General features: G+C 65.3%; 13 protein-coding genes and 1 rRNA gene. 5 read left to right on the forward strand and 9 right to left on the reverse strand.

The window, feature by feature from the left end:
* Positions 1 to 91: ribosomal RNA gene (gene rrf, locus ACFTS5_RS27375) — 5S ribosomal RNA — on the forward strand; the annotation flags it as partial.
* Between the two features lie 128 nt (positions 92 to 219).
* Entirely contained in the window at positions 220 to 927 is a 708-nt protein-coding gene (locus tag ACFTS5_RS27380; RefSeq protein ID WP_378636367.1) for a hypothetical protein, read from the forward strand.
* Between the two features lie 15 nt (positions 928 to 942).
* On the opposite strand, the gene ACFTS5_RS27385 is transcribed toward ACFTS5_RS27380, so the two are convergent.
* Together ACFTS5_RS27385 and ACFTS5_RS27390 are read right to left on the reverse strand one after the other, a co-directional pair.
* Positions 943 to 2,493, reverse strand: a complete 1,551-nt coding sequence (locus tag ACFTS5_RS27385; protein ID WP_378636369.1) for a CBS domain-containing protein — start codon at positions 2,491 to 2,493, stop codon at positions 943 to 945.
* A gap of 18 nt (positions 2,494 to 2,511) precedes the next feature.
* Complete coding sequence (locus tag ACFTS5_RS27390) at positions 2,512 to 4,473, reverse strand: UvrD-helicase domain-containing protein (RefSeq protein ID WP_378636372.1); 1,962 nt, start codon at positions 4,471 to 4,473, stop codon at positions 2,512 to 2,514.
* 440 nt (positions 4,474 to 4,913) lie between these two features.
* Between ACFTS5_RS27390 and ACFTS5_RS27395 the strand changes: the two genes are divergently transcribed.
* A complete protein-coding gene (locus ACFTS5_RS27395; protein WP_378636374.1) occupies positions 4,914 to 5,693 on the forward strand; it encodes a hypothetical protein in 780 nt (259 codons plus the stop codon).
* Between the two features lie 102 nt (positions 5,694 to 5,795).
* Positions 5,796 to 7,172 carry a DoxX family protein gene (locus ACFTS5_RS27400; protein WP_378636377.1) on the forward strand — a complete coding sequence of 459 codons (1,377 nt, stop codon included), beginning with the start codon at positions 5,796 to 5,798 and terminating at the stop codon, positions 7,170 to 7,172.
* Positions 7,173 to 7,203: 31 nt separating this feature from the next.
* Here the strand turns inward: ACFTS5_RS27400 and ACFTS5_RS27405 are convergent, their stop codons facing one another.
* Together ACFTS5_RS27405 and ACFTS5_RS27410 are read right to left on the reverse strand one after the other, a co-directional pair.
* Entirely contained in the window at positions 7,204 to 7,476 is a 273-nt protein-coding gene (locus ACFTS5_RS27405; RefSeq protein ID WP_378636379.1) for a MoaD/ThiS family protein, read from the reverse strand.
* Between the two features lie 4 nt (positions 7,477 to 7,480).
* Positions 7,481 to 8,578, reverse strand: coding sequence for an exo-alpha-sialidase (locus tag ACFTS5_RS27410; protein WP_378636381.1), 1,098 nt, complete (start codon positions 8,576 to 8,578; stop codon positions 7,481 to 7,483).
* A gap of 286 nt (positions 8,579 to 8,864) precedes the next feature.
* On the opposite strand from ACFTS5_RS27410, the gene gntA reads away from it, so the two are divergent.
* Positions 8,865 to 9,557, forward strand: coding sequence for a guanitoxin biosynthesis heme-dependent pre-guanitoxin N-hydroxylase GntA (gene gntA, locus ACFTS5_RS27415; protein WP_378636384.1), 693 nt, complete (start codon positions 8,865 to 8,867; stop codon positions 9,555 to 9,557).
* A gap of 332 nt (positions 9,558 to 9,889) precedes the next feature.
* On the opposite strand, the gene ACFTS5_RS27420 is transcribed toward gntA, so the two are convergent.
* The 5 genes from ACFTS5_RS27420 to ACFTS5_RS27440 all read right to left on the reverse strand — a co-directional run bounded on the left by ACFTS5_RS27420 (position 9,890) and on the right by ACFTS5_RS27440 (position 16,007).
* Positions 9,890 to 12,181: an AAA family ATPase gene (locus ACFTS5_RS27420; protein ID WP_378636385.1), complete on the reverse strand. Its 2,292-nt coding sequence runs from the start codon at positions 12,179 to 12,181 to the stop codon at positions 9,890 to 9,892.
* Positions 12,178 to 12,759 carry a hypothetical protein gene (locus ACFTS5_RS27425; protein WP_378636388.1) on the reverse strand — a complete coding sequence of 194 codons (582 nt, stop codon included), beginning with the start codon at positions 12,757 to 12,759 and terminating at the stop codon, positions 12,178 to 12,180. Before ACFTS5_RS27425 ends, ACFTS5_RS27420 begins: the two co-directional genes overlap by 4 nt.
* A gap of 14 nt (positions 12,760 to 12,773) precedes the next feature.
* The gene (locus ACFTS5_RS27430; RefSeq protein WP_378636389.1) at positions 12,774 to 13,190 is read right to left on the reverse strand and encodes a hypothetical protein; all 417 of its coding nucleotides are present in this window, start codon (positions 13,188 to 13,190) and stop codon (positions 12,774 to 12,776) included.
* Positions 13,175 to 15,577: an AAA family ATPase gene (locus tag ACFTS5_RS27435; protein ID WP_378636390.1), complete on the reverse strand. Its 2,403-nt coding sequence runs from the start codon at positions 15,575 to 15,577 to the stop codon at positions 13,175 to 13,177. Before ACFTS5_RS27435 ends, ACFTS5_RS27430 begins: the two co-directional genes overlap by 16 nt.
* A gap of 178 nt (positions 15,578 to 15,755) precedes the next feature.
* Positions 15,756 to 16,007 (reverse strand): hypothetical protein, encoded by a 252-nt coding sequence (locus ACFTS5_RS27440; protein WP_378636393.1) that lies wholly within the window; start codon positions 16,005 to 16,007, stop codon positions 15,756 to 15,758.
* Between the last annotated feature and the right edge of the window lie 147 nt (positions 16,008 to 16,154).

Consider the following 16,154-nt stretch of genomic DNA (forward strand, 5'->3'; position numbering starts at 1 on the left):
GCCCGGTCCCATTCCGAACCCGGAAGCTAAGGCCACCTGCGCCGATGGTACTGCACTCGACAGGGTGTGGGAGAGTAGGACACTGCCGGAACATCATTGCGAAAGGCCCTCCAACTTCGGTTGGAGGGCCTTTTTGCGTTTTCCAGCAGGCGGTCCCCGCGGTTCGGTCAATCTTGGCTTCTCCCAACCTGTCTGGCCGTCTGGGACTAGCCTGTGCGTGTGAGTGCAGAACTCCCGCCCAACGAGGGCGAGCCGAAGGCGCACGTCCATGGTCGTGCCAGCCTCGATGCGCAGCATCGCAGCGCACAGAACGAGTCGTACACCCGCCAAGTGCGTTCCAGTACCAACTTCGGTGTGTGGCGACGTGATGCCGAAGTGAGCAGTAAGGGTACGAAGGAGAAGCGCCGCACCGTCCAATTAGTGGTGGCCGGTGGGTTTCTCGTCGCGGGGGTCGTCGGCGCAGCACTGGTCTTCATGGCGTTTCAACCCGACGCCAACGGAGATGCCCCGGTGAAGGGCGGTTCCGTGACGTCGCTCGCCCAACCGGCCGCGCCGGTCGATGTCACCACGACGGTCGTACCTACCGCGGTGAAACCGACTGCGAGTGTGACCGTCTCGGCGCGCACGCCGACAGCGATGCTGTCTCAACCGTGTCCCGCCGATACCGTCTGCTGGTGGGGTATGCCCGACTTCAAAGACTTGCTTCATTCGTTGCCGCACGGTGAAGTGCCGGCGATCGGTCCGGAAAGCTGCCTGGAGCTGGGCGTAGCCAGTCTGGGTCCGAGAGGCGCCGGCTCTATCGTCAATGGCAGTAGTGTCCCGCAAACGTTCTGGGAGAACGGTGACTGCAGTGGGCAGTCGTTCGTGCTGAAGCCTGGGGAGCAACTGGCAAAGCTGCCGACATTCCCATTCTCCGTCAGCGGGTAGCGGCCGGCCCTGTGCTCAGGGATTGGGTTCGGCGGTGCGCAGGAGTTGCAGCAGACCGTGTACTGCAGCCTCCTGCCCCGCCGACAGCGGATCAGTGGCGAAGTGCATCAACTCGTTCCGTACATCGCGCACCTGCTCCACCAGCTCCAGGACCTGACTTTGATCGAGGCGCCACCCGAGCTTGCGCCAGCGAACCGGGTCGCGCAGCAGGTACACGTAGCCACCGAAGGTCAGGTGCGCCGCTTCGGTGGTGTGGGCGCGCCTGTTCTTGGGGGCCGCGGCTTTGATGTCGTCGGGATCGAGATGATCGTTGGCCGCGCGACGCAGCCGGTTCTCTGCCTCCTCGATCAGCACGAAAGGCTTTGCCAGCATGCCGAATTGGTGGGTGAGATCCGATGCGGTGAGGATGCCTGTCACCCGAGCGCGATCAGGGCTGCGCACGAAGATGAAACCGTTGGCGTAGATGGCGTCGATCTGGTCGAGCAACGGAGCGTCGTGGTCGACGACGACGGCGGGCACGGTCGCCTCGGCCAGGGTCGGGTGGTCACCGGAGATATGGGCTCGGCCGATCGATTCCCAGGTGATCGCACCGTGATAGGTCCCGTCGTGGTCGATGACGGCGAGTTGCGAGAACTGATGACGCACCATGGTCGTCTTCGCCACCGTAAGGCTCACGTGCGAGGGCACCGACGTCAGCGCCGCGGGCAGATCCCCCAGCCGACGGGTCATCGGTTCCGGATCGGAGACGTTCTCCACCGCGCTGGAATCCCGTTGCCGGACTTCGCTGTCCACCGCGTGATCGGTAACGGTGCCGGGTTCGGCATCGAGCGGCACGATGGTGACGATGTCGCTGAGCGCACCCTCGGTGAACGGCGGGCGGGTGGTGAGTCCGTTCTCGGCGAGGGCGGATTTGATCACCTCGATCGCGGCCGCGGTACGCCGCTCGAACTGCCAGTGCTCGAGCAGACTGCGGATGGTGAGTTGACGGGGATTGCCCGCAGCATGGGAACTCGCCTCGGCGAGCAGTTGGACCGAATCGGTGGCCACCTCGTCACTGTCGAATCCGGGATCCGTCCCGAACTCGGCCAGATGGGCGATGCGAGCGGCCGCATGATTGCGGTGGATCCCGCAGACGGTGAGCAACGAACCGAGACTGGCGCGCAGGTCGGGTCTCAACGCCTCCCACACGATGTCGGTTCGCAGCCAGTCGACCTTCCTGACCTGGCGGAATTCCTCGGGCTCGGTCTCGCGATATTCGTACTGGCCGACCACCCGTCCGATCGCGACATAGCCGGTTTGCAGCTTCAGTGGCATGACAACCAGGTCGTCGTTCGCGATGTCGGTGCCGAATTTCCAGAGTTGCCCAGCCCAGTTGCCGACCACATTGGGTGTAGCGAGGGGATACTTCTCTCGCAGTGCTGCCTTGAGCTCTTCCCAGGTGCGATAGCGGCTGAGGTCGCCCATTTCATCCCAGCCGATGATGGCCAGGCCCTCGTCGAGTGCGCGGTGTTCGCGCTGGCCGTCGCGGCCCGACCGGATGAGCCACGCGCGCGGGTTGTCGTACACAGTTCTGATCCTCCCAGTTCAGTCCGACAGGTAGGCGACCCAGAGATAGTCGCGGGCGCGGCTGGTGGCGACCAGTAGCTGCCTGGCGAGCATCTCGGCTCGATCCCTGGCGCCGCCGGACAGCGCGTCCAGGTCGGTCGGCGGTTCCTCGGTGATATGAAAGACGGCGGCGAAATCCATCCCTTTCGCGCGGCGTACCGTGCCGACTTTGACCGGTTCGACCTGCGAGCCGTCGTAGTTCTCCAGCGAGACAGCCTTGATGCCCGCCCGGCGCAGCACCCGCAGGTAACGCGTGACCTCGCTCGGCCAGTTGACGATCACGGCGATCTCGGCACCCGGCGGCAGGTGTGCGTCACGGAGTGCGCGGGGGAGTAGCCCGTCGATGTCGCGACGGGGGACGCGAACGTCGGCTGCGCGACCGTCCGGCAGCGTGGGATCGCTGTCACGAAGGATGACGCCGGCGCCGCCATCGAGATCATCGACGGTGTTGCCCGCCTCGATACGTTGTGAATACCGCAGCACCGCTTCACGATTGCGGTAGTTCTTCCGCAGCACGCGACCACGCCCACCGGCGAGCGGGATCCCGGCCTCGGACAGGGTGCAACCCCCGGCGTAGACCTGCTGCTGTCCGTCGCCGACCAGCAGCAGCTGTGCGTCGGGACCGCCGCCCGCTATCTGGTGCACCAGCTGCAGTTGCCGGAGAGTGAAGTCCTGCACTTCGTCGACGACGACCATGGCGTACGCCTCGGTGCTGTCGAGCGGGCGGGCTCGAAGTTCGTCGACGGCGAGGGAGATGACATCGTTGAAATCGTGGGCATGCCGCGCGTCCAGGACTTCCTGGTAGGGCTGATACCAGTGCTCCCAGACGAATTGACGGCGGGTCGACCGCAGGCTGATTCCCTCGCGACCCACCCGCTGCACGCGCTTGTACGACTCCAGATCGGTGATCCCGCGGCCCTTGATGACCCGATTGATCTCGTCCTGCCAGTAGCCGTGGTCGGTCCCCTCGACCCGCCCCAACACTCCGCGGGCACCTTGCCACGATTTGGCGAACGCGGCATCGACGGCTTTGTCGTTCAACCGGAATACGACATCACGGCGGTCCAGGAACGCCATCGCCCACGCGTGCAGCCCGGTGAACTCGGCGCGCCCGGCGGCGTGTGGCGCGATCTGCGCGAAGCCTCGCTCATGGTACGTGGGCAGGCTCTTGACGAACGTCGTGAAGAGCAGTCGCCCGGGGTTGCGCTTGGCGAAGTGCGCCATTCGTTGCAACGCGACGACCGACTTTCCGGTGCCCGCCGGACCGCTGAACCGGGCAGGGCCGGTGAAGGTGGCGTGGACGAGCGGCACCTGATCGGGGTCGAGGAACGTCATCCAGTCGCTGAACGGTCTGGCAAGCGCGGAGGACCTCGCGTCCTCGCGGAGGTCGTCCTGGTCGAATAGACCACCGGCATCGATGGTTTCGGCTTCGGGGGCATCGTCGGCACAGAGGTACCGATGCGTGGGGAGCTTCTCCGCAGCGGTCGCCGCGAGCTCGCTGACCCGTTCAGCGCGCATCCGCTTCTCACGACGTGCCAGCGTCTCGACGAAACCGGCCTCGTCGACGACGAGATAGCGGCCGTCCGAGGTAGCCCGCGCGCCGCGCGGCATGAGCAGTACGACATCGACGGAATGCGGTACGAACTGGGCGCCACCGACAACGAGCCTGGCGAAGGTTCGCTCGGCCTCGCTGCGGATCTTCAGGACGTCGGCCGAGCTGGGCAGCGTGTCGGTGAAGACGAGTGCGAAAACGCCCGTCCGCCCCAGGGCGTACGCCGCGATCCGATCGGGCACGGGCGAACCGCTGTCCACGAGCAGATGCCAGCCACGCACCGTGAGCAGTCCTGCCAGGAACCGACGCTGCCCCGGTGTCAACTGTCGCTGTTCGGCGAGTGTGCGCTCCGCCCACCGTGCTACCCGCTCGCGATGAATATTCGGCATCGATCCCCCTCCGGATGCGCGGCTCCGCGCAGCTGATGGAGCCGTAATGCGTTGAGTACCAACATAGTTGACATCAGCTGTGAAGGCATGTGGATCGGAGCCCGCACGGGGGCGGGGTTTCCCGCTGATCTATTGCGCTGTCGTGAGTCTCGGCCCGACCGCGGTCATGCGATCGACGTATTTCCAGCGGTGTGCTCCGTCGTGCAAAGCTGTCCGGTTCGCTTCCGTACGAGGGGATTTCATTCATGCAGCGTCATCTGGCACCCATCGCAGTGTTGGCCGCTCTGGCCGGTGTAACCGGGTGCGGGAGCGTCGAATCGCCGACGACACCAGCCACCACATCCGCGGCTGGTTCCGCGCCGACGTCAGGTCTCGGCACGCCATTCGCGTTCACCGACGCGGCGACTGGGGCGAAGGTAGGCACGATCACGTTCACCGAAGTGGCCCTCGCCCCCGCGGACTGCGTGACCGATCTGGGTGCGGGCCGCGTCGCGTTGGCGGTTCGCGCCCAGATCGAGAGCATCGGCACCAGCCGGATGTCGCGACCCGATCAGTGGCTGCTCAGCACCGTGGACCGCGCCGGGATCACCCAGCGGACCGAACACGCCATCCTCACCGACGACTGTTTCGACACGTTCACCTACAGCGCGTCTCCTAAAGCGGGAACCACAGTCGAGGGCTGGTCCGTGGTCCAAGCATTACCCGACGTGGTCGCGCTGCAGTTCGTTCCGCTGGTCCAGGACGAAAGCGCCCCGATGAACGCGCCGCGCTTCGTCACCCCGGCGCCGGCGAAGGTCACGATCCCGCTCGCGACCGCTCCGGCACCCGCCACCGTGACCGCCCTGGCACCCGCCACCGCGACCACTACTCCATCGGCCGCCGCTCCACTTCCCGCCACGACCCCGGAGCTCGCGCCCGAAAGCAGCACCACCGCAATGCCTACCACCGTGCCCACACCGAAGAAGACGACACCCGCAGTCGGTGTCGCGTGCACCCCGCCCGGCGACGACTACGCCACCGCGGCTGACGGAAGCACCCTCAAATGCACCAAGGCGGGGGGCCCGAGCGCGAAATGGGTGCAATCAGTGCCCCTGCTCGGTACTCGCACTCCGGGTGCACCCTGTGAGGTGGGCTCGGGTGTAGCGACATCGCCCGACGGTGAGGAAATGTTCTGCCTCGGCGAGGGACCGGACACCAATGTGTGGACCGTTTTGAATTGACGCCTGACCCGAATGCTCGGGGCAACGACTTTGCTGGATTTCCGAGTTACGCCTGCTGCCATAGCGTCTCATCCGCACGGCTTTCGACCGTAGGAGTGATGGATGGTTACAGGGGTGTTGGCTCAGCGGGAGCCCGTGGTCGACGGCATCGAGCGGGAGGCTGTGGAGCGGTGGCGTCCGGCGGTCCGTGTACTTTTCCGGTTCGGGTTTATCGTTGTCGGTGTCGGGATGGCGGGGGTGTGGCTGCTGCACGCGCTGTTGCGCACCCTGGGCGTGCCGCAGGAGATGGTGAGCGAGGTCGCCGAATGGACGGCGCTGCATCCGCTCACCGACTGGGTCGGCACCCAGATCTTCGAGGTACCCATCGATTACACGGTCACCGGCAGCGGCGACACAGCGGCGAAATGGGTGGCTGTTTTCACCCTCCTCCTGGTTGCCGTGCCGGTGACCGCCGCCTGGTCGGTCCTCGACCGGCGTCGCCCGAACTACACGCGACTGTATGAGTGGTTCCGGCTGCTGTTGCGTATCTCCCTGGCGAGCGCCCTTTTGCTGTACGGGATGATCAAGGTGTTGCCGTCGCAGATGTCGTTCAATCTCGAGCGGTTGGTCGAACCGTTCGGTCAGATGAGCCCGATGGCGGTGCTGTGGGCGCAGTCGTCGCTGTCGGAGCCGTATGAGATGGCGTTGGGTGCGGCGGAAGTCGTTGCGGCGCTTCTTCTCATCCTGCCGGTGACCGCGGGGCTCGGGTCTGTTCTTGCTGCCGTTGTGGCGTTGCAGGTGCTCTTGATGAATCTGACGTTCGATGTGCCGGTGAAGCTGTTCGCCCTGCAATTGTTCTTGTACGCAACAGTATTGGCCGCACCGGACGTCATCCGGGTCGTTCGGGCCCTGCTCGGCCGCGCAGTCGTAGCTCGAACGTCGACACCCTTGCTGTCCACTGCGCGTGGCAACCGAATCCTGCTGACAGTCCAGGTGCTGATGGGGGTGTGGCTGCTCGGTGCCACGACCGTCGAGGCATACGACGGCTGGCACACCTACGGCAACGCACGGCCCAAGTCGCCGCTCTACGGCATCTGGAACGTCACCGAGTACTCGATCGCGGGGGAGCAGGTGCCCGCACTGGTCGACTTCCGCGAATCACCGTCCAGCAGTGGAATGCCGAGCGCCACCGAACGATTCCGCCGCATCATCTTCGATATCCCCCAGGGCATGACCGTGCAGCGGCTGGATGATTCACTGGTCTCCTTCCCTGCCCGAATCGACACCGACCAGCACACCATCACGCTGTCGAAAGACACGGCACACCAATGGAAGCTCGCGACATTCAGTTATGTACAGCCACAATCGGATCGGCTGATTCTGGAGGGCATACTCGGTGGACGTCCGGTACGGATGCAGCTGGACCAGGTCGACCTGACGCAGTTCCCGGCTGTTTCGCGGGGGTTCCATTGGGTGCAGGCAACGCCCTATTACCGGTAGCGGGATTCATTGCACCCCAATGGAATAGGCTTCATCCGCCGGCAACCGACGGGATGATCATGACCTCGGTACGTGCGCCGACAGCGGTGTCCTGGCCGTCGAGGAGACGGCATTCGTCACCGTCGATATAGAAGTTCACGTACCGGCGCAGAACCCCGCGTTCATCGCGGAGACGGCGCTCCAAACCGGGTGATCGTTCGCGTAGCGCATCGAGGACCTGTTGCAGAGTCGCACCGTCGACATCGAGTTCCTTGGCGCCGTCGACATAGGTGCGGAGCATGGAGGGCAGGCAGACGCGAGCCATCGCGCTATCCGATGACCGCGGCGCGCACGCACAGCACGTCGGGCAGCTTGTCGGCCACGAGCCGCCAATGGTCGCCTTCGTCCGCGCTGCAATACACCTCGCCGTTGCGGGTGCCGAAATAGATGCCGGTCGGCTCGGCATCGTCGGCGCACATGGCATCGCGCATGACCGCAGCCCAGAACGGGACCTCGGGGAGGCCGTCGTTCAGCTTCGACCACGTCTCGCCGCCGTCCGCACTGCGATACACCGCGCAGACCGCATCGGGCGGAAAGCGGAAGCGATCCATATCCGCCACCAGCGGGAAGGTGTAGATCACCCCGGGCTTACGCGGATGCGCGACGATCGGAAAGCCGAAATTGGACGGCGGTAACCCACCGTCGATCGACTGCCAGCTCACCCCCGCGTCGGTGCTCCTGAACACCCCACCGTGGTTCTGCAAATACATGGTGCTCGGCGACTCGGCATCGAGCGCGACCTTGTGCACGCACTGCCCCCATTCCGGCAACTCGCCGGGCATGAAGTCCGCGGTGACACCCTTGTTCGTCGGCGTCCACGATTCCCCGCCGTCGGCAGTCTGATAGACCCCGCCAGTGGACATGGCCACCGCGAGTCGCTGAGTATCGACTGGATGCGGCAGCACAGTGTGGAGGGCCAACCCGCCGCCGCCCGGCTCCCACCGTGGCCGATGGGGATGGTCCCACAACCCCCTGACCAGCTCGAACGTCCGGCCACGATCAGTCGAGCGGAACAATGCAGACGGCTCGACACCCGCGTACACCACATCCGGCTCGGCCTCGGTAGCAGGCGCGATCTGCCACACGCCACCCAACGCAGCCCCGGTGTCCTCGGGAAACGCCAGCGGCGCGTCATCCGGCTCGCTCCACGTCTCCCCGAGATCATCACTGACCACCAACGTGGGCCCGAAATGACTGTTCAACACCCCGGCCAACACCCGAGGCGTCCCCCGGCGAGTATCAATCGCCAACGCCTTCACATCAGCCACCGGAAACTGAGGTGGCGACACCGTCCAACTGGCCCGCCCGTCCCGGCTACGAGCCAAAAACAAACCCTTACGTGTTCCGATCCCGAGCAGCACGTCCATCGCGAACCTCCGGTTGGTCACCCGCAACGCCGATATGCGTGACACTACGCCGCACCACCGACAATCCGAGATGATCCTGACCTGGCCGCTTCTTCTTGCGGTGTGATCACGTCTGGTCGGTCCCGCATGATCTGCGACACAGGTATCCGCCGGTTTCAGCTTTCGAGCGGGCAAACCTTCGCGAACCACGATTCGTGCGATTCGCGCATCCCGCTGGTCGGCTGACAGGATCAGCCCGCAGCACGGTGGAGGTGGCTGTATTCGTTGTTCGGAAGGATCACCAGCGTTGACGACAGCGGCGCGAGCTCAACTGGAGAACTTCCTGCTCGGCGACCGGTTCGCCTGTCTGGCGGGCCGCTCCGCCTGGCGTCAGGGCGGCATCGCCCATCGTCACTACGACGTGATGGGCAGCGAAGAGTCAGCTCGGCTGATGGCCGCGGATCTCGCGGAGTTCGTCGGTGCCGCGGACTGGAGTGCTCGCAAGTTCACCAGCTTCATCGCGACCTTCGAACAGCCTCGGGGTGTGGATGAGCTGCGCTTCGAGGAGCTGTTGTGGCACCACCTGCAACTGCTGCACGAGGCGGACGCGGACCGCTTCGGCTGGGCCGCCGGCTGTTCGTCCGATCCGCAGTCCAGTGAGTTCAAGTACAGCGTGGCCGGCCATCCCTTCTTCGTGATCGGACTACACGAGACGCATCGGCGGTTCGGCCGTCGTCCTCCGTTCCCGATGCTGGCGTTCAACTCCCACGAGCAATTCGCGCGGATCAAGGCCGAAGGCATGTGGGACCGCTTGGCGGACAAGATCCGCAAGCAGGACATCGTGCTGCAAGGTGACATCAACCCGAACCTGATGGAGTACGAGACGTCGTCCGAAGCGCGCCGTTACTCCGGCAGGCCCAAACCCACCGATTGGCAGTGCCCGTTCTCCGCCCGGGCCGCGGCGGCGGAGCGTGAGCTGGCTGGTGCTCAGCAACCCTGACCCGGTCCAACGCGAGTTTGTTTCGGTGGATGCGGTCAGACCGGCGGCGGTGAGAGTCCTGGCCGCGGCGGCCAGTTCGGGCGGGGGATCCGGCGCAGTCGCGGGACACAGCCGTCCGGGAAACAGCTGGGCATCCAACCGGTAGGCCTCGGCGTCGGTCGGCAGGTGGTCCACGGCCCTTCGGGTGCCTCGTCGAGGTGTCGGCAATGAATGCCCACCGTGTCTCGGGCTCCGGCAGATCTTCTGGTTGCTCCGGTCGGTGAATGGCGACCGCTGGAACCCTTGCTTACTCAACGGACCGCGCCGATTCGGAGCACCCACCAGCATGTCGATTATCGAATGTCCTGTCCTACCGTCCAGGCGAGGAATTCGTTCGCGGTGAAGACGGGCTTGCCGTATTCGGCCGCCTTTCTGCCTTTGCCCGACATCGTTCCAGCTTCACCGGCGATGAGGGCATCGCAGCGTTTCTTGGTGACCGTAGGCACAGGCTTGAGGCCATGCGCTTGGGCCAGTTCGGTCAGTTCACCGCGTTGCCATTCGCGCCCGGAGTCGTCGGTGGCATTGCCGGTGAAGCAGACTCGGACGCCCGGTTGGAGTACGGCGCGGATATCGCCGCCGCCGCCGCCGGCGTCGTCGTCGTCGTCGGCGACGAAGAACGGCCGGCCGAAGTGGCATTCGAGCGTGAGCAGTAATGCGCGGGTCCTCTCATCGAGATGAACTCCGCGGAGTTTGGCCTGAAAATGCTCGTGCAGTACAGATTTGGCGTGTGAGGAGTCATTGTTGGTCTGGAGACAATCCGGGGCGCTACCGCGAGTGAGGAGATAGCCGTTTGCCTCCGGCGCGGAAGCGAAGGTGTCGAGCGGGGCGGCGATGACCGACTGTTGGCGTCGAGCGATTGCCCGTGCGGCCCGGGCCCGCTCGAGTGCTTGTGGTGCGGCGAGCCATGCGACGTCGGCGGTCGGGCGTCCCCGCGTGTCGAGTTCTACGCCGAGTGGCATGGCGACGACTCGGTCATGGCGCTTGAGTTCGTAGTCCAGGTTGCGGAGCTGGTCGTCGATGTCGACACCGACCGGGGTGCGGTCGGCGAGGTGGGGTGCCAGCACCGGCCAGGCTTCGGCCAGTGAAGGGGCCAGCTGGAGGTCCAGCGCGGTGATGCCGTAGGTGGTGCGGGCGTCGCCGAGGTCGCGGGCCGGGTTGATCAGGGTAGTGAGTTCGGTTCCGTCGTCGGTGACGAGTGCGATCTCGACGGGGCGGGGTCGCCACATCCGGCCCTCGTCACCGACCGTGCAGATGCCCAGGTAGACGTATCCTCGCGAGTTCCGCGGTGGTCGGCTGGTCATAAGGAAGCGCCGAATTCGTTGGTCGGTCTTCAGATCTCGCGGCAGCACTTCGCGTTTGAGAACCAGCCCGTCCATCGACGTGCACCGGCTGAGCGCCACATATAGCTGTCCATCGGCGAAGGTGCCACCGCTGAGGTCGACGACGAGACGGTCCAGGGTCTGGCCCTGGCTCTTGTGAATGGTGATTGCCCAGGCCAACTGGAAGGGCAGCTGTGTATAGCTGCCGATGACTTCGTGACGGAGCGCGCCGTTCTCGATGACAGGCCGGGTGACCTCCCAGGTGTGTGGCGTGACGTCGACTTCGATACCGTTCGGAAGATCCACTGTCACCACCGGTGCCGCCTCGCCGAGTCGATGCCGACGAATGCGGCCAATCGTCCCGTTCACCCACCGATCCATCGGATCGTTGGTGAGGAGCATGATCTGCGCGCCGACCTTGTAGACGAGTTTCTGCGCCGCGGGGCGGTCGAAACTGTCCATGTCGCCGATGACCACGGCCTGGTAGGTGAGTTCTGGTCCAGCAATGTCAGTGAGCATCTCGCGGTTGCGCGCGTCGGCGATCCTGTTGGTGGTGGTCAAGGTCAGCCAGAATTCGTCCACCGGCGGTCGGAATGTCGAGTCGGTTCGTTTGTTCAGTTCCGCACGCGCGGTATCCAGTAGCGCGCCTTCGCGAACTTCGTTCAGGATCTCGACCAGCCGGGTGTCGCCGATCTGCCGGAAGACGGTGGTGAGCTCGACCAGCGGAAACTGATCTCGGTCGTAGTGATCGGCGGAGAAGAAGTAGGGCGAGGCGTACCGCTGTTCGAAGTAGGGCTTCTCGCCCTCGGTGACCACGGGCGGCAGCTGGAACAGGTCACCCACGAGGACCAACTGCACACCGCCGAAAGGGGTTCCGCGCTGGGGGCCGAATCGCTCCAAAGCCACTGCCAGACAATCGAACAGATCGGCTCGCACCATGGACGCCTCGTCGAGAATGAGGGTATCCAGCTGCCGCAGCGTTGTCACGAAGCTGCTTGGGAAGTACTTCGCGGACCGGACGTGCTCGACGGTGACTCCCGGCCAGAAGGAGAACAGCCGGTGGATGGTGTAGCCCTCGACATTGAGCGCGGCGATGCCGGTCGGAGCCGCGACTACCACGTTGCGGTTCGTGTTCGCCAGGAACTGGCGGATCAGTGTCGACTTGCCGGTGCCCGCGCGGCCGGTCAGGAACAGGTTGTCGCCACGTTCCAGTCGTTCGAGGCCCTCGGTGAATTCCGGGGTGAGAGTCAGCGTCGGTGTGGTCATGACAACGGCTCGGGTTTGACGCGGTCAGCGAACTCGGCCGGCAGCGTCGCGAGCGTGGGGCTGTTGAGATCGGGCGGCATGATCCACGGCGTTTCCCGGGTTTTCGGCGCGACCGTGCGCCGCAGCCGGTGCTCCTCTGTGAACAGCCAAGCCGACCACACCGCGCCGATGTAGTTGGCGACAGCGAGCGCACGAAACCGCGCCTCGACCTGGTCGACGGCAGGGAGTTGGGGAATCGGAAGATACGTGGGGACAACCAGATTGGCCTTGTGACGCTCGGCGTACTCGGCTATCGCCTCGCCGATACGGTCTTGAAGGCGGGCTGTGGACGCGATCAGAACATCGAACACTGCGGTCTCAACAGCGTGGGCGAACGGCAACGGAGGTTCGGAGCCTTCGGTGAGCACTACCCAGCGGTAGGCGGTGAGCGATCGCACCTTCTTGCTGTAGTCGGGATCGTCGTGCTGGATGACCACGGCGTTCGTATTGCGGATCACTGTGCCGTCTACGTGGTTGGTGAGCCAGATTGCGGTCTCGTCGTTGTGCGGTCGGTGATCGATGATGGCGAATCCGGACATGATTCCTCGCGGGTTCAGAGGGTTGGTGTGGACACGGGAGATGGTGTGAGCGGTCGTTTCCGGCGCTGGTCGACCGCGTCGGCAACCCGACGTACGGCGTTTTCCCAGCGCCGTAATTCCTCGACCGTGGGCGCGAGGACGTAGTCGTGGTGATGGGCCGTATGGGACAACTCCGACCACAGCAGCCGCGCCTCGCCCGCGGCGTCGTCACCGATGAACATCGGCAGAACCAGCAGTTGGGCGCGCAGCGACACCCGCGCCATGCCTGGTGACGCGGCCTGCCACAATTCACGCAGCGATTCCTCCAGCGCGATCCGCAACATCCAGGCCGAGGCGCGGGGCCAGATTCCGCCGATGTCGGCCGCCGCGTCGCTGATCAGGGCGTCGGCGGTGCGGATTCTGGACTGGACCGTGCTCACTTGCTGAGCCATCGGGTGATCTTCTCCGTTCGCTTCACGAGTTCACCGAGCTGTTCGGGAGTGCTGCCATGCGCGCCCTTGTTGCACGCGCGCACGACCTCCGACGCCCACGAACCGAGCTCGCTGTCCATGCGGGCCAGGACATCGGACTCGCGAGTTCGGTCGAAATACAGGGCCAGTGCGAGCTTTTGGACTGTCCGGTCGGTGGCGTCGAGCTGCTCGTCGATCGCGGCCTGCGCCAACCCGTTCTCACCGAGCACCCGCCGCACGCGACTGGTTGCTGCCGACTCGAGGGCCAGCCGGCAGCACATGGTGACGATCTCGTTGCCTTCCTCGCGCGGAAGGTGGGGAGTGCGCGCGAGAGCGCGGGCGTCGTCGAGGTAGCGGTGCACGGGGTCGGTCGACCGGTGGATCTCGACGACGGAACGTTCCCGGCGTTGCACTTCGAGCACGGTCGCGGGGATCTGCAAGCGCCGCACCGCCTCTGGCAGCCGCAAGTCGTGGGTGAAGACGATGACTTGACGGGTCGAGGCCACCTCGGCGAGTACGCGGGCCAGTCCGTCGACCTTGGCCGGGTCCATCGACTGAACCGGGTCGTCGATCATCAAGAACCGGAACGGGCTCTGCTCCGCGGTGGCACGGGGGAGAAACAGCGACAGCCCGAGCGCGTGCAGTTCGCCCTGACTCATCACCCCGAGCGCCGCGCCCTCGACACCGTCGACAGTCACATCGAGGCTGACCTTTCGTGCCGCCGCGGCTCCCCGAAGCAGCACCGAGCCGAGTTCGACATTGCTCTGTTGACGCAACGTCGTCCACACCCGTTGCGTCTGTTCGGCCAGCGGCCGCATGCGTTCATCGCACAGCGCGGTCGAGGCCTTCTTGAGCCACGCCTCCGCCGCCTTCGTGACCTTGAACCGCTCCGGCGCCTCGGCCCCGGCTCTCGCTTGTTCGACCCACCCGGCGACCTGCCGGGCGATGGGCGCCCACTGGTCGTCGAGGCGGCTCAATTCGGCGCGAGCCCGGTTCTGTAGCTCGATCATCGCGGTCCGCAACCGTCGGTGGCAGTCGACGAGCCGGCCGGGCAGCGTCGCTGGGTCCGCCTGCGCGAGTTCGCCGAGCTCTTGCCACGCACGCACCGCTTCACCCGACTCGATGGGTGGCGAGGAGAGCGCGGGAGGGACCGTCCGAATCAATTGGCGTACGGCGGCCAGCGCCTCACCGTGCTCGCGTTCTGCCTCGACCAGTGCGCTTGTCCTGCTACGAATTTCGGCGATGCCCTGCCGCGTCCGCACACGCCACGCCTCGTCCAGCTCGCCGACACCGCACACCGGGCACCGGCAATCGGCATCGTCGGCGAACGTGGACGCCAGCCGCAACAGCTCCATGAGCTTCGCGCCGGCGGCGGCATCGGTGGTCGCGGCGCCGAGCAGCCGCGTCGTCGCGGTGGTGAGACGCGCGGCGGCTTCGGAAACCACCTGTTCGGTGGGCAGCCCCAGCGAGATCACCTCCGACAGCAGCGCACCGGTGCCGCTCGTATCGGTGACGCCGAGCACCGCGCGTGAGATAGCGTCGAGATCCGGGGTGCTGGCCGACATCAAGGCGTGGACGGCGCGTGCGCGTTCGTCATCGAGGTTCGCGAGCTCGCCGAGCAAGAACCCGCGCGTGCTCTTGGCTTCTTTGATCGACTTGTCGAGATCGATCCGTTTGCGCGACAAGGCCGCTATTGCGGCGGTGAGATCTTCGAGTCCGAGCACGCTGTACAGCGCGTCGTGCATCCCGGTCGGCGACCCGTCGATCAACGACCCGAGTTCGCTGTAGGACAGAAACGGCCGGTAGAGCTCGAGCGGACGGGCGAGATCGCTGCGGTCGAGCGCGCTCGACACCCCCGACTTCCGGTGCGTGGTCCACTGCGCCCCGTCGAGTCCCGCCCCCTGGGCCCACTCCCCGGCGATCGTCAGCGGATTGTCCGGCGACTCGGTCTGCAGTTCGACCTCGATCTGCGGCGCGGCACCGTCGTGCAGATTGCGCCACCCGTCCTTCCAGATCTTCGACTTGCTCGACCAGCGCTGATTGTCACCGGTCAGCGCGAACTCCGTGGCCTCCGCGAAACTCGACTTCCCGCAGCCATTTCGACCCACGATCAGCGTCAACCCGAGCGCTGGCTGGACCCGGAGTGTGGCGCGCGGTCCGATGCCACGAAACCCGTTGACAGCGACCGACCGAACGAACATTCCAGCCAGCACCCCGCCACTGCCGGATAGCTTGGGCGCTTGCTCGGGAAACGCCGCGAGCACTTCCGCCCGCACGGCGGGCGACAGCGCCGGGTCGGACGTGACCTGGGCGGACACGAGGTCGATGAGATGTTCGGCGACACCCGCCGACAATTCTTCGGAATTCACGGTGCATTCCCCCTGAATGTTTGTACGAGAACCGGTTTCAGTGAACGAGCTATCGACAGCACCAACCTCTACACCTTCGCCTGGTAGGTCGCGGGTGTTACTGACTGATCAGGCGATGACCTACGACAGGCTGTCAAGGGCATGGTCGCTCCGTAGCTGGGCGGATGACGCAGAAGTCTCAGTCGCCATCCGTGTCCGGCCATCGAATTACGGGTGCAGGGGCCGAGGCCACGGCAGTGTCGGCCAAGCGACGGAGTGCGATAAGCCGCTCGGCGGGGAGGGTCGAGCCGGGTTGGGTTACGAACCAGCCGCCGACGACGAAGATGCCCATGGGTGCGGCGATCGCGAAGCCGGTGACCACGAATTCGCCGTAAGGATGTTGCCGGAATTCGGCGACAACCGGAGTGCCGTGCGTCAACTTGGCGACCACTTCCGCCGGTCCTGTTGTGGGCGGTGGCGTCTCCTGGCTGGTGGGCGCCAGTGTCGAAGGGCAGACCGCCGAGCATCAGCGCGCCCGTCGCACCGGACTGTGTGACGTTCCCGCTGATCGCGTACGTTCCATACACCTCCGATCGGA

It is taken from the genome of Nocardia sp. NPDC056952 (genome assembly GCF_042674185.1).
In the GTDB taxonomy this organism is placed as follows: Bacteria; Actinomycetota; Actinomycetes; order Mycobacteriales; family Mycobacteriaceae; genus Nocardia.